Source organism: Vibrio rubrogenes (assembly GCF_059641415.1).
Genome location: NZ_JCARSY010000007.1, coordinates 1 through 14,151, shown reverse-complemented (window position 1 = coordinate 14,151; position 14,151 = coordinate 1). Strand labels below are relative to the sequence as shown.

The following is a 14,151-nucleotide window of genomic DNA, read 5'->3' as shown; positions in this document are numbered from 1 at the left end:
ATTGCTACTTTATATCATGTACCCGAATTATCGTTATGGTGATTCGGATATATATTGAATGTAACGTCAGGATTGACTCATGAACGAAAATAATACTGTGAATCCTCTCCGTTTTAATGGGCGGACCGGGGAGTTTTTTGGCATTTGGATTGTGAATATTTTGCTCTCCGTACTGACATTGGGAATCTATTCGGCTTGGGCCAAAGTGAGAACCAAACGTTATTTCTATGGGAATACATATCTCGCCGAAGATAATTTTGAATATCACGGCACCCCCAAACAAATTCTCAAAGGGCGTGCGGTTGCCATGCTGTGTTTATTAATTTGGGTGATGCTCAGTTCTGTCTCTGAAGTCGCATCTGCTGCCTTATTAATTTTATTTTACGCGGTGTTACCTTGGATGATGTGGAGTAATGTCCGCTTTGATTCTGCAATGACCAGTTATCGAAATACTCACTTTTCTTTTGCAGGTTCACTCAAACAAGCTTATCTCACCTTTATGGGACGCAGCATTGTTGCCATTCTCGCTTTTATTCTGGGGATTGCTGGTATTTCGTTGATCGCGCAGATGAGCCAGAGTGTGGTGATGATTGTGATCATGGTGATTGCTTTTATTGCGCTGTGTGCATTTATTCAGGCATGGGTGATGACCGGAGTATGGCGCTATTTTATGAATGGCTACCGATACGGGAATGCGAATTTTTCCGCGGTACTGGCCAGTAAAAAACTCTTTTTCATCAATTTGGGTGCTATCGGAATTTTTATTGGCGGCGCGCTGATTCTATCCGTGTTTATCGGTATTTTCTTTTATTCAATGGTGATGAATATCATCATGAATATGGACAACTTAATGTATTCGATGAACGACAGCATGCTCGCAGGTATTATCTTTGGATACCTGTTATTTATTGTGTTAGGGATGATTTCCGCTGCGTATATGAGTGTCCGGATTAGAAATTACGTTTTTTCCCAAACGTCTGTTTCATTGGATGAGCAGTCAATTGCACTCAATTCCAGCTTCTCTGTATTGCAATACGTTGGTCTGTTATTGACGAACATGCTGGGGTTAGTTTTCACGTTAGGGTTAGCCCATCCGTGGGTGAAAGTTCGTATGGCGAGATATTCAGCCGAGCAGACTCAGGTGATCGGCAATTTAGATATGATTGAGGCGGTGGATCAAGATTCCGATGTGCGTTCAGCGTTGGGAGATGAGCTGGTACAGGCCTTTGATATCAATTTAGGGATTGGATAATGCGAGTGGAAGGGGCGGCTTATCCGCCCCGTTTATCACAGCGGTGCGCTGCGGATATCGAAATCTCCGGAGAACAGATCGAACTGCATTGTGATAACGAGTTGGTCAGTCAGACTTCGTTTGAGCAGCTGACGCTGAGTGATAGTGTTGGCAATCTCCCAGTTCGGGTCTCTTTTCCCGATGGATGGGTTTTTGTCCCTGAGCGGAATGAAGATATCGACTGTTTGTTGCAAAAGAAGGGCAAGAAATCGCTCAGAATCCGCCAGATTGAATCTAACCTATGGTTGATTTTGGTTAGTATTGTTTTCTGTATTGCGATGCTGTTTGCCGGTTATCGTTATGGGATTCCATGGTTCAGTCATCATGCGGCCCGAATGCTACCCGAGCGTGTGCCAGTCTTCGTCGGAGAAAAAATTCTCGACCAGTTGGGGGAACAGTTTGAAACGAGCCATATTCCGGCTAAGCAGCAACAAGCGATTAGACAGCGAGTCGCTTTACTCCAACAGCAACTCCCACCGATGCCTTTCCCGGTACAGATTGAGTTTCGCGACAGTGAAATCGCCAACGCATTCGCGTTGCCCGGAGGTAAGATCGTACTCCTTGATCCTTTGGTTGAACTTGCCCGGAACGATCAGCAACTCGATGGGGTGATTTTGCATGAAATGGGGCATGTTTATCATCGCCATATGATGGAACGGTTGGTTGAATCGAGTTTAATGGCGGTCGTGGTGGCTTCGTTAACCGGAGATACATCGGGTGTTGTGCATCAGATGATCGGTGCCGGCGTCTTTGTGATGAATACCGGCTTATCGCGTGACATGGAGCGTCAGGCCGATCAGTTTGCCAAACAGGCAATGTTGAAAATCTATCATACCAGTGAGCCAATGGCCGAGATGTTTGAGTTGCTTCAGCAGCAGCAAATGCAACATATGCCGGACTGGTTGAGTTCGCATCCTAATTTTTCTGAACGGATTGAATCGATGCGCAAGCCATAGGGAACACCCTCGACAACTCAAGTGATCGTTGATGACAACCCATTGATAAAGGCTATAAAAAAACAGCGGCAATGCCGCTGTTTTTGTGTCTGGAGTCGTAGCGGAGATTACAGCGCTGCAATCGTCGTTTGTTGCTCTGCCAGTTTCACCAATGCTTCTTGATAGCCTGCGAGTTTTTCCCGCTCTTTGGCAACAACTGCTTCAGGTGCTTTGGCGACAAAACCTTCGTTACCAAGCTTGCCTTCAATCCGTTTGATTTCACCTTGCGTTCTGGCGATCTCTTTGGCGAGACGATCCAGTTCCGCAGCTTTATCGATCAACCCGGCCATCGGAATCATCAGTTCAGATTTGCCGACTAATGCCGTCGCACAGGCTGGTGTTTCTTCATCCGCGTTTAAGACGCGTACATCTGCCAGTTTTGCCAGAGCGGTTAAGACTTGTTGGTTGGCAGCGAGACGAGCTGCATCATTCGCATCAGTAGCCTTGAGCATGACAGACAACGGTTTACCCGGATTAATATCATACTCGGCACGCAGGTTACGAATACTGGTAATAAAGGCTTTTACCCATTCAATGTCATCCAGCGCTTTCTGATGGAAGTTCGCTTCATCATACTGTGGCAGCGCCTGCAACATGATGGTCTCCCCTTCAATACCCGCAACAAGCGGTTTGATGCTCTTCCAAATAGTTTCAGTAATGTAAGGAATCACCGGATGAGCGAGACGCAGGGTTTTTTCCAAGACGGTAATCAGGGTACGGCGGGTTGCACGTTGCTGATTTTCAGTCCCTTTCCACAAGATTGGTTTGGTCAGTTCCAGATACCAGTCGCAGAATTGGTTCCAAATAAACTCGTATAGTGTATTCGCTGCCATATCAAGCCGGAAGTTATCGATATGGAGGTTAAAGTTTTTGGCTGCCAGCTCAAACTGAGACTCGATCCATTGATCGGCCAGTGAATATTCAAGCTGCGCATCCGGTGCGAATCCACAATCCTGATCTTCGGTATTCATCAGCACGTAACGGCTGGCATTCCAGAGTTTGTTACAGAAGTTCCGGTAACCTTCAAGACGTTTCATATCCCAATTGATATCTCGTCCGGTTGATGCCATGGCTGCCAGCGTGAAACGCAGTGCATCTGTGCCATAAGCTTCTATCCCATTTTCGAAAGTCTTGCGGGTATTCTGCTCGATTTTGCTTGCCAGTTGGGGCTGCATCATATTGCCAGTCCGCTTGGTGACCAGCGATTCAAGGTCAATCCCGTCGATCATATCGATAGGATCCAAAACATTCCCTTTGGACTTCGACATTTTATCGCCGTTTTCATCCCGAATCAGTCCGGTAACATAGACGGTTTTAAACGGTACCTGTGGTTTGCCGTTTTCATCTTTCATGAAGTGCATCGTCATCATGATCATCCGGGCAACCCAGAAGAAAATAATATCGAAGCCTGTCACCAGTACATCCGACGGATGATACATTTTGAGTTCAGGGGTTTGTTCCGGCCATCCCAGAGTACCGAAGGTCCACAGTGCAGAAGAGAACCACGTATCCAGCACGTCTTCATCCTGATGAAGCGCTACATCAGCAGCGAGCGAATGTTTGCTGCGTACTTCTTCTTCATGACGACCAACGTAAACGTTCCCCTGATCGTCGTACCATGCCGGAATGCGATGCCCCCACCACAGCTGGCGTGAAATGCACCAGTCCTGAATGTCGCGCATCCAAGAGAAGTACATGTTCTCGTACTGTTTGGGGACAAACTGAATTTCACCATCTTCAACCGCTTTGGTTGCAACATCTGCCAACGGTGCTGTACGAACATACCACTGATCGGTCAGCATCGGTTCGATTACGACACCGCCCCGATCGCCATATGGGATCGTTAAATCATGATCTTTGATTTCTTCGAGCAAACCGAGTGACTCAAATTCAGCTACGATCAGCTTACGGGCAGCAAATCGCTCAACACCTTGATATTTCTCCGGTAACTCACATGGATAATCTTCGCTGGCTTCCCCTTTGCTGGTAAAGACTTCAGCTTCTTGGCGGATATTGGCATCGAAAGTAAAAATGTTGATCATCGGCAGGTTGTGGCGCTTGCCGACTTCATAGTCATTGAAGTCATGCGCTGGGGTAATTTTTACACAGCCCGTCCCTTTTTCCATATCGGCATGTTCATCACCGATGATCGGAATACGACGATTGACGATCGGCAGTATAATCTGCTTGCCAATCAGATCCTGATAACGCGGATCTTCGGGATTGACTGCAACACCAGTATCTCCCAGCATGGTTTCAGGACGTGTTGTTGCCACTACGATGTAGTCTTTGCCGTCTGCTGTTTTCACGCCATCGGCTAATGGATAGCGGAAGTGCCACATATGGCCTTTCTTATCTTTATTTTCAACTTCTAAATCGGAGATGGCCGTATGCAGTTTCGGATCCCAGTTGACCAGACGTTTACCCCGATAGATTAAGTCTTCTTCATACAGTCGGATAAAGACTTCCTGAACCGCAGCGTAAAAGCCTTTGTCCATGGTAAAGCGTTCACGATCCCAATCGACAGAAGCGCCTAAACGACGAAGCTGTTGCGTGATGGTTCCGCCGGATTCACCTTTCCATTCCCAGATCTTGTCGATGAAGGCATCCCGGCCGTAATCGTGTTTGGTTTTACCTTCTTCTGCAGCGATTTTGCGTTCGACAACCATCTGCGTTGCAATACCAGCATGATCAGTTCCGACTTGCCAGAGGGTATTTTTACCCTTCATACGCTGGCAACGGATCAGGGTATCCATGATGGTATCTTGGAAGGCATGACCCATATGCAGGCTACCTGTGACGTTCGGTGGCGGAATCATAATGCTATAAGATGCTTTTGATGTGTCACCGTTAGGCTTGAAATAGCCTTGCTTTTCCCAAGTCTGATAGAGAGCTTGTTCAATTGATGTCGGGTTGTATGTCTTTTCCATAGTGCTCTTAGATGGATACTGTCTGAATTAATCGGGATTAAACGTTATGACTAAGGTCTCTGAATGCAGAAAACCTGAGCAATAATGTTTATGGGTAAGCGATTTCAATGGTCTGGAGCTTATACCCGTTTTGACGATAGATTTTATACCGTTCTCTGGCCAATTGTCTGGCATTTTTCTCGCAAGGAACGAAGTCTATCACCTCTGTAAAGCGATTCGCAAAGGTTGTGTTGTTTTCTGCCATATTTATGACGATTTGCCGGTTCCGGGACGGGGAAACCTGTGGGTAACCGATTTCAATAGGTGTACCATTTTTCGGGCCTTCTCCGACAAGGTTGTGTGCCAGAAACGTTTCAGCAGGGACTTGCCAGAAAAGCTCGGCAAGCAGTTCTGCTTCATCGCGATGATGACAGTTCAGATAGATTCTTGCCCCTTGACGCGCAAAGTATTGGGCGAGAAACAGTACATATTCCCGAAATCCTTCGGGGTGTGCCTGACGGCTATCGGGTGAAATCAGATAAAATGTGGCGGTTTTCATCGGCATGTCGGACAAACATCAAAAAATAAAGAGGGTCGGTGCGACCCTCTTCTATGCTCGGTAACCATACAGTTACTCTTCGTTCTCGATCAGTCCACTACGATTGAGTAAGAACTGAACCAGCAGTGGTACGGGGCGTCCCGTTGAGCCTTTCTGTGCACCGCTGCGCCAAGCTGTACCGGCAATATCAAGATGAGCCCAGTTATATTTTTTGGCAAACTTAGATAAGAAACATCCTGCGGTAATGGCACCGCCCGGACGACCACCAATATTCGCCATATCTGCAAACGGACTTTTCAACTGCTCTTGATATTCATCGGTAATCGGTAAGCGCCATGCCCGGTCGCTGGATTGCTCCGATGCGTTGATCAACTCATGTGCCAACGGATTGTGATTGGACATCACGCCACTGAGATGATGACCCAATGCAACAACACAAGCTCCGGTCAGCGTCGCAACATCAACCACACAATCAGGCTCAAAACGTTCGGCGTAGGTCAGTACGTCACAGAGAACCAAGCGTCCTTCTGCATCGGTATTCAACACTTCAACCGTTTGTCCGGACATTGTTGTCAGGATATCTCCGGGGCGATAGGCGTTGCTGCCCGGCATGTTTTCACATCCGGCAAGAATACCTGTCACGTTGAGTGGCAGATTTAACGCGGCAATGGCTTTCATCGTACCGAAAACCGACGCTGCGCCACACATGTCATATTTCATTTCATCCATGGCTTCACCGGGTTTCAATGAAATACCGCCAGAGTCAAAAGTCAGCCCTTTACCAATCAGGACGATGGGTTTGCTTTCTGGATCCGGATGTCCTTTATATTCGATCACCGACATCATCGATTCATTCTTAGAACCTCGTCCGACAGCAAGGTATGACGTCATACCGAGCTTTTCCATCTCTTCTTCACCGATGATTTTCGTGGTAACACTGGGGTAATCATCAGCAAGACGACGTGCCTGTGAAGCCAGATAAGCCGGGTTGGCAATATTCGGTGGCATGTTGCCGAGATCTTTACAGGCATGAATCCCCGAAGATACCGCCAGTCCATGATTGATCGCTTTCTCACCGAGGCTCAGCTCGCGTCGAGTCGGCACATTGAATACCAGCTTGCGCAGCGGACGACGTGTTTCCGGTTTGATGCTTTTAAACTGATCGAAGGTGTACAGGTTATCTTTGGTTGCTTCGACAGCCTGACGAACCTTCCAGTAGGTATCCCGACTTTTGACATGCAATTCGGTCAAGAAACATACGGCTTCCATTGAGCCTGTTTCATTCAGGGTACTAATCGTCTTCTGGATAATTTCCTTGTACTGACGTTCTCCTAACTCTCTTTCTTTCCCACAGCCAACAAGCAATACGCGTTCGGAAAGAACGCCCGGAACCTGATGCAGCAGAAGCATCTGTCCCGGTTTTCCTTCCAAATCACCGCGTCGTAGCAATGAACTGATATAGCCATCGCTGATTTTATCAAGCTGTTCAGCAACTGGAGAAAGCCGGCGTGGTTCAAATACTCCGACAACGATACATGCGCTGCGTTGCTTCTCCGGACTGCCGCTTTTTACACTAAACTCCATGCGTACTCCTACATCGTGAAGACAAATAGAACTAAATCGTAGATAATGCACTCTTACTGGCTGAACAACAGCGAAATCCGAATCATTTTTACTCAGCTTCCCGAGAGGCATAAGATTTTAAAAAATACATGTTTCAACGAAAAATTATAGTGATTCGATTAAAAAAACAAGTTTTTCATAGGTAATTTCAGTGTGATTATCGTTAGATATTTGATCCGAGAGACACTAAAAAGCCAATTGGCGATTTTTTTCATCCTCTTTTTAGTGTTTTTGAGCCAAAAATTTATCCGTGTTCTGGCGGATGCATCCGATGGAGAGATCCCAGCCAGATTGATCTTTTCAATCGTCGGATTGAATATGCCAGCGATGGGGCAGTTGATGCTGCCACTTAGCTTATACATCGGTATTTTGATTACCTTTGGCCGGCTGTATGCAGAAAGTGAAATTACGGTGATGAACGCAACCGGTATCGGTAATAAGTTTCTGGTGCGTGCGGCATTGTACCTGGCGATAATTACCGCCAGTGCGGCCGCGATTAATTCACTCTGGTTGTCTCCGTGGAGCCAAGATCGTGAAGCGTTGCTAATGGATAAACTCGCGGCTGAGAATAGTGTTGATTTACTTCAGGAAGGGCACTTCCAGCGCACACCGGACGGTTCTTCCGTTGTTTTCATCGATGATATTGAAGACAAGAAGTTACGCAATGTGTTTGTGGCGCAGCTGACACCGAAAGACTCGATACTGCCCAGTGTGATTTTTTCCGATTCGGGAAATGTAAAAGAACTCAAGGATGGTCGTCAAATCATCAGTTTGCAGCACGGTACCCGTTATGAAGGGATTCCTACGCAGGTCAGTTATATGGTGACCAAGTTCGATGAGTATGAAGGCTTGATCGGCCAGCGCAAGGTTGAAAACCGGGGACGTGACTGGGAAGCGATCCCGACGTTGGAACTGCTGAGGAATCCCGATAGCCATGCTCAGGCTGAGTTACAGTGGCGGATTTCTCTGGTGGTTTGTATTCCACTGTTAACTATGCTGGTTGTCCCGCTGTCTGCTGTGAATCCCCGCCAAGGCCGATTTGCAAAAATGGGCCCCGCGATTTTAGTCTATCTGACTTATTTCTTAGCGATCAGTGCAACGAAATCAGCCATTGAAGATGGGGGAATTCCCCCCGGTGTCGGGATGTGGCCGTTGAATGCTGCATTGTTGGGAACCGCTCTATTCATTAACAGCCTCGATAGTGTATTTGTCCGCCGGTTGAAGGATCGGTATAGACAGAGAAAGGTAGCAAGTCGTGTTTAAGATTTTAGATTTATACATAGGCCGAACGATCATTGCGACAACCAGTTTGGTACTGGTCACTTTTGTCGGCTTATCCGGGATTATCAAGTATGTAGAGCAACTGCGAAAAGTTGGTCAGGGAAGTTATGACATGATTAAGGCATTGTATTTTGTGATGCTGAGTATTCCCCGGGATATCGAAATGTTTTTCCCGATGGCTGCTTTGCTGGGGGCTTTAATTGGTCTTGGGATGCTGGCAGCCAGCTCCGAACTTGTGGTGATGCAGGCTTCTGGTTTTTCCAAACTGGATATCGGGCTTTCGGTACTGAAAACGGCAGTGCCATTGATGATTGTAATTACCTTATTAGGACAGTGGGGAGCGCCTCAAGCGCAGAAGATGGCGCGTGATCTACGTGCATTTGCCACATCTGGCGGTCAACTGCTTTCTGTTCGCATGGGGGTTTGGGCCAGAGATACCAATGACTTTATTTTTATTAATAAAGTGAGTGATGACAAGCTTTACGGTTTGAACATCTGGCGTTTTGATGAGCACAAGAAGCTGCAAGAAGTGATTTTTGCCACCGAGGCTGATTATGAACAAAGTAATCAGCAGTGGGAAATGAAGAACGTTCATATCACCCATATGAGTGATGAAGTTGTTATCTCGAAACAGCAGTTCTCCACTTATCCGTGGCACACTTCACTTGAACCTAATAAATTAGCGGTTGTCACGGTCAAACCGGAAGAACTTTCCCTCAGTGGCCTGTATGACTACGTACATTATCTGAAAATATCTGAACAGGATTCATCCCGTTATGAGCTGGCATTATGGCGTAAAGTCACCCAGCCGATTTCGATTGCAGTGATGATGCTGATGGCGCTTTCGTTCATCTTTGGCCCGCTACGCAGTGTCACGATGGGGGCGAGGATCTTGTCAGGTGTAATTGCCGGTTTTACCTTCTATATTTCCAGTGAATTTTTTGGGCCACTGAGTTTAGTATACGGCTTCCACCCAGCAATAGGGGCTGTTGCCCCCAGTATCGTTTTCCTCTCGGTCGCGTTGGCTCTGTTGCGTCGGAAACTGTAATCTCTCTTCAGAAGAGAGCGGCTTACGCATCGTCTTTGGGGATGACATAGAGATTGGTTTTAGCCCAAATATCATGGAATCCCCGTTTCTGAGGATCGAGCGGAACGGTTAGGTTCGAGAGACCAAATCCTGAAGTAAATAAACGAATTAGTGCTTGTGTGATGGTAATGGGCGTACCATCTGCATTACTAACAATCAGCCGCCAAGCTTTCATGCCGAGCGTTTGTCCTTTTTGAGTCCAAAACCAAACAAAAAAACCGATCCAGATAATAGCCAGATAAGCGGTAAATATGGAACTCCATAATGGATGGTGTGTTAAGAAACCGCTGACATCCTTGTAGACACCGTAATTGAGCAGTCCAACGGCAACCATTGCTTCAAGCATGAGGACAATGACAGCGGCAGCAAGTATTTCCAGCACCAAAATCAGACAGGTATCGTAAACAAGCGCACCAATACGGCGGATAAAGCCTGCGGTTTGTAAGTGAGGTTGATGTGACATCGTTTATCTATCTCAGTAAAATAATTCCCGAGAGGATAGTCATTATTGCGAGGGTAAAAAAGAGGGCAAACCGAGTAAACTGGTATTTATGGTGAAATAATCAACAATCAATTGAATTTTAGCTTTTTTTCACTTTTTATTATTGCGCTGATTCATTTCTTCCGTATAATTCACCTCACTAAAGGGGTAGCCCCTGATGCCGATGTGGTGAAATTGGTAGACACGACGGATTCAAAATCCGTTGCCTTCGGGCGTGGCGGTTCAAGTCCGCCCATCGGTACCATGATTTAGATGACAAAGCCTTGACGTTCGTCGGGGCTTTGTTGTATCTGGACATCAATTATCCATTGACACAGTCAATTCCATCTCTTCCATCCCTTCTATCTGTTTTCTCCGGTTGCTTCCGGTTCGTCTGCGCCTTCAAATTCATCAGTTTAATCTATTGATTTATTTATTTTTATAATTATCAATTTGTTATATGTATGATCAAATAAAGTAAAAAAAATCACTGAGCTGGTTTAAATTAGTTGCATATGGGGTGATATTGTTATTTTCTATTTTCTCATTATGGAGGGCAATATGCGTAAGCAATTGTCATGGATTATATTATTACCGAGTATTTTCAGTGGATATACACTGGCTGAAACTGAAAATGCCCCTTATTTTAATCAATTACTCTCGGCAGATCAGGCACAGCTTAGTCAGCAAATCGCACCCATTGAGTCAGCGCAGCACCCAACCTCTGTGCCGATGGAACTCGATCTTTCCGATAAAGCGTCGCTCCTACCCCATATCGGAAAATTGGAGTCCTTAGCTGAACATGTAGCGAAAACATCGACACAAAGTTTCCAGCCATCTGCAACGGCTGAAGATGGTTTGGATACCGTTACCCCTTTATGTGACACATTAGATACGGGGAATTTATATACGCTGAGCGGTGTTCAAAAAGACGGTGTCTATTGTTATCACTTTGAAGTCAAACAGCGGTCAAAAATTATAGCTCTGTTAGTCAATCAGGCTGAAACGACCGACATGAAACTGTCCGTGCTCAAGCATGGTGCGAATGACCAGCTTTTTATTGTCGGCTCATCTGATCAACCCAGTAATGCTGATGAGGTTGTTTCAGCAGTTGTTGAACCGGGGCACTATTATTGGTACATGGAAGCGAAAGCCGCAGAGAATGCCAGCATTCAGTTTGGTGTTTCGGTCAATTCGGCAATCGATGTCTATGAGCCGAATGATTCACCGCAAACATCGACTCGGCTACCGGAATCACGTAATTTGATCGAGGGTAATCTTGATTCTGCTTCGGATGTTGATTATTACCTTTATACCGTTGACCAAGGTAAAAAAATTGATATTGAAGTTGATGATAGTGATTCGCCTAAACAGTGGCTGTTTAACTTAAGTGTCTTGAGTGGCTCTGTTGAACGTGAAGAAAACACTGCTCATTATCTCGTCACAGAAGGAACACAACTTCTCCTTCAAGTTAAACACAATCCGGAAAAAACAGCCGATACGAGCAAGCAATATCGTGTGCTGATCGGTCCGTCAGTGGCATCGATGAAATCATTCTCTGTTCAGGGTGAGCCGGATGTGGTCCGTTTGATGTTAAAAGACACTTCACACTTGCCTAATATACTTCGTGGCGGTCCGTCAGGGCTTTATTTGACCACACAGGTGTATAATCAATTAACTTGGCAGGTAGTGTTGACAGATTCTGCAGGACAACCGGCAGCAAATACGCCAGTAAATTTCTTGTATGATCTCAATGTATTTGAGTATAACTATCAAAGTGATAGTTATCGTTATCCGCTATACGAGCCGTCAGTTGTCAGTGCTTATACTGATAGCCAAGGAGTTGCTAAAGGAGCAGTCACAGTCGGGCGGAAAAACTGTGAAGTTGAATTCAAAGTGATTCAAGAGGCTTATGTTTATAATCATAAAGTGACTTACCGGACAGGTTTTGATGTGGGGGGATGGAGCGTTTGGGTCCCTGGAACCTCGATTGGTAATGTTCAAGCACCTAGCGTAACACTTGGTCATATTTGTACCCAAGATGTACTCAACGTGGACTAATATGACCTGATTTGAATAACAGCAATTATCGGTGAGTCGAAAGGGAAGCATTTGCTTCCCTTTTCTCAATTTATTTTACCACTCGTTTGACATATGAGCTCTGCTTCATTACGTCAAGATATATTTAATATTGCGATAAGAATTATTTTAACTTTTTGAGTCTTTTGTCATAAAGTAACTTTTTGCTAAATTGTTCAAGATGCTGACTAATTAATGTGAATTGATGGTCGATTGAATGCAGTTGCACACAGTTACATCTACAATGTAAAAGTCATGGATAGTTCTTACAGATAAGAGTGTTAATTCGATTGTGGCAAATATAAAAATTACAGTAGACAGATTACAGCCGGGATTACATATCCGCTTGCCCGTGAAGTGGAATGATCATCCATTTCTGCTCAACAGCTTTAAAATTAAGAACCAAGATCAGATTAATATTATTAAGCATCTTGGTATTCAACATGTTTATTTGAATCCGGCTCAAAGTGATACACAACCATTACCTTTGCAAGCCTCTGAACCCGATGGGGATAATCAAATCGATGAGTCCGCGATTGATGATGAGGCGAAAAAACTCTGGGAAGAGAAAGAAAACCGGATTGATAAGCTGAAAGCCTATCGTCGTCGTGTGGTTCGTTGTGAAAAAGAATTCGAACGTTCTCTGGCTCGAATTCGAAGTGTGATGAATAAGATTCGCAATCGTCCTCAAGATGCTGTCGATGAAGCCTCCCAATTGGTGGCGGATGTTGTGGATGAGCTGCTGGCAGAAGAAAGTGTGACTCTCCACTTGATGAATAGCAAAAGTGAGTTTGAAGATATCTACTTTCATTCATTGAACGTGTCTGTGATTGCAATGATGATTGGTCGTGTCAAAGGATTTGATGCAGAGAAGATCAAAGAGTTAGCTTTTGCTGCGCTGTTCCATGATATCGGTAAGATTAAAGTTCCGGCCGCGATTGTCCGGAAACAGACGCCACTCACTGAACCGGAAAAAAACTACCTCAAGCAACATACACGTTATGGCTCTGATATTGCCAATGGGATAGAAGGATTTCCGGAAAGCGCGAAACGGGTGATTAGCCAGCATCATGAGCTTATGGATGGTTCTGGTTATCCTGAAGGGCTGAAAGGTGATGACATTGATGAGTTAGCGCAGATTATTGCCGTTGCCAACGCTTTTGATTCATTGTGCCATGGCAATATTATGAGTGAACAGAAAATTCCGTATGCTGCGCTATCACATTTGTATAAAAACTGCCGAGATTTATACAATTTTGATAATTTAAGTATCTTAGTGAAGTTTATGGGGGTTTATCCTCCGGGTACGGTCGTACAGCTATCAAATGACATGGTCGGGTTGGTGATTTCGATTAACTCAAATGACTTACTCTATCCGAGTGTCCTGATTTATGATCCGTCAGTGCCAAGGACTGAAGCACCTATTGTGGATTTGGCAGAGAAAGAATTAACGATCGTTAATGTCATTTTACCGGCAAAACTACCGGATAAAGTGCGTGAATATTTGAACCCTCGTTCACGGATTTCGTACTTTTTTGATAATGATGATCAGTAATTATGCTTGAAAAAACAGCAAATCATAAAAAATTCTAAATCATCCCTAAAAAGTATTTGACTCTAAAATTTATCCCGTTAGAATGGCCGCCACTTCGAACGGAGAACGTTTGGAAGAATCGCTCTTTAACAATATAGACCAATCAATCTGTGTGGGCACTTGTCGATAAATATCCAAAAAGATTTTATCAATGAATCGAGTGACCAAATCAAGTTGGAAGCAGGCAACTGTTATTCAACAAGAGCACAGTCAATTCAACATTACTTATGTAATGTCACTTTTTGCTTCTGC

The 14,151-nt window shown here is 45.1% G+C and carries 10 protein-coding genes and 1 tRNA gene; 7 read left to right on the top strand and 4 right to left on the bottom strand.

What is annotated here, in order from left to right:
- Positions 1-79 precede the first annotated feature (79 nt).
- Entirely contained in the window at positions 80-1,252 is a 1,173-nt protein-coding gene (locus AC55NX_RS06985; RefSeq protein WP_496995089.1) for a YjgN family protein, read from the top strand.
- Positions 1,252-2,247 carry a M48 family metallopeptidase gene (locus AC55NX_RS06980; protein ID WP_496995088.1) on the top strand — a complete coding sequence of 332 codons (996 nt, stop codon included), beginning with the start codon at positions 1,252-1,254 and terminating at the stop codon, positions 2,245-2,247. Before AC55NX_RS06985 ends, AC55NX_RS06980 begins: the two co-directional genes overlap by 1 nt.
- 107 nt (positions 2,248-2,354) lie before the next feature.
- Here AC55NX_RS06980 and AC55NX_RS06975 read toward each other — a convergent pair whose 3' ends face one another.
- From AC55NX_RS06975 to pepA, 3 genes are all read right to left on the bottom strand, one after another.
- Positions 2,355-5,216 carry a valine--tRNA ligase gene (locus tag AC55NX_RS06975; protein WP_496995087.1) on the bottom strand — a complete coding sequence of 954 codons (2,862 nt, stop codon included), beginning with the start codon at positions 5,214-5,216 and terminating at the stop codon, positions 2,355-2,357.
- 88 nt (positions 5,217-5,304) lie between these two features.
- Positions 5,305-5,754 (bottom strand): DNA polymerase III subunit chi, encoded by a 450-nt coding sequence (locus AC55NX_RS06970; RefSeq protein WP_496995199.1) that lies wholly within the window; start codon positions 5,752-5,754, stop codon positions 5,305-5,307.
- 72 nt (positions 5,755-5,826) lie between these two features.
- Positions 5,827-7,338 (bottom strand): leucyl aminopeptidase, encoded by a 1,512-nt coding sequence (gene pepA, locus AC55NX_RS06965; protein WP_496995086.1) that lies wholly within the window; start codon positions 7,336-7,338, stop codon positions 5,827-5,829.
- Between the two features lie 192 nt (positions 7,339-7,530).
- Here pepA and lptF point away from each other — a divergent pair, with 192 nt between their 5' ends.
- Complete coding sequence (lptF, locus tag AC55NX_RS06960; RefSeq protein ID WP_496995085.1) at positions 7,531-8,640, top strand: LPS export ABC transporter permease LptF; 1,110 nt, start codon at positions 7,531-7,533, stop codon at positions 8,638-8,640.
- A complete protein-coding gene (lptG, locus tag AC55NX_RS06955) occupies positions 8,633-9,706 on the top strand; it encodes an LPS export ABC transporter permease LptG (RefSeq protein ID WP_496995084.1) in 1,074 nt (357 codons plus the stop codon). Before lptF ends, lptG begins: the two co-directional genes overlap by 8 nt.
- 22 nt (positions 9,707-9,728) lie before the next feature.
- Here the strand turns inward: lptG and AC55NX_RS06950 are convergent, their stop codons facing one another.
- Positions 9,729-10,208 (bottom strand): RDD family protein, encoded by a 480-nt coding sequence (locus AC55NX_RS06950; RefSeq protein WP_496995083.1) that lies wholly within the window; start codon positions 10,206-10,208, stop codon positions 9,729-9,731.
- Positions 10,209-10,406: 198 nt separating this feature from the next.
- On the opposite strand from AC55NX_RS06950, the gene AC55NX_RS06945 reads away from it, so the two are divergent.
- The 3 genes from AC55NX_RS06945 to AC55NX_RS06935 all read left to right on the top strand — a co-directional run bounded on the left by AC55NX_RS06945 (position 10,407) and on the right by AC55NX_RS06935 (position 13,860).
- Positions 10,407-10,491 (top strand) — tRNA-Leu (locus tag AC55NX_RS06945).
- Between the two features lie 296 nt (positions 10,492-10,787).
- Complete coding sequence (locus tag AC55NX_RS06940; protein ID WP_496995082.1) at positions 10,788-12,287, top strand: hypothetical protein; 1,500 nt, start codon at positions 10,788-10,790, stop codon at positions 12,285-12,287.
- 310 nt (positions 12,288-12,597) lie between these two features.
- Positions 12,598-13,860 (top strand): cyclic di-GMP phosphodiesterase, encoded by a 1,263-nt coding sequence (locus tag AC55NX_RS06935; protein ID WP_496995081.1) that lies wholly within the window; start codon positions 12,598-12,600, stop codon positions 13,858-13,860.
- The last annotated feature ends 291 nt before the right edge of the window (positions 13,861-14,151 follow it).

Excerpts from the sequence above, each read along its gene's own strand:
- AC55NX_RS06980 (WP_496995088.1), top strand. The coding sequence starts at position 1,252 with ATGCGAGTGGAAGGGGCGGCTTATCCGCCCCGTTTATCACAGCGGTGC.
- AC55NX_RS06985 (WP_496995089.1), top strand. The coding sequence starts at position 80 with ATGAACGAAAATAATACTGTGAATCCTCTCCGTTTTAATGGGCGGACC.
- AC55NX_RS06970 (WP_496995199.1), bottom strand. The coding sequence starts at position 5,754 with ATGAAAACCGCCACATTTTATCTGATTTCACCCGATAGCCGTCAGGCA.
- AC55NX_RS06975 (WP_496995087.1), bottom strand. The coding sequence starts at position 5,216 with ATGGAAAAGACATACAACCCGACATCAATTGAACAAGCTCTCTATCAG.
- AC55NX_RS06950 (WP_496995083.1), bottom strand. The coding sequence starts at position 10,208 with ATGTCACATCAACCTCACTTACAAACCGCAGGCTTTATCCGCCGTATT.
- pepA (WP_496995086.1), bottom strand. The coding sequence starts at position 7,338 with ATGGAGTTTAGTGTAAAAAGCGGCAGTCCGGAGAAGCAACGCAGCGCA.
- AC55NX_RS06940 (WP_496995082.1), top strand. The coding sequence starts at position 10,788 with ATGCGTAAGCAATTGTCATGGATTATATTATTACCGAGTATTTTCAGT.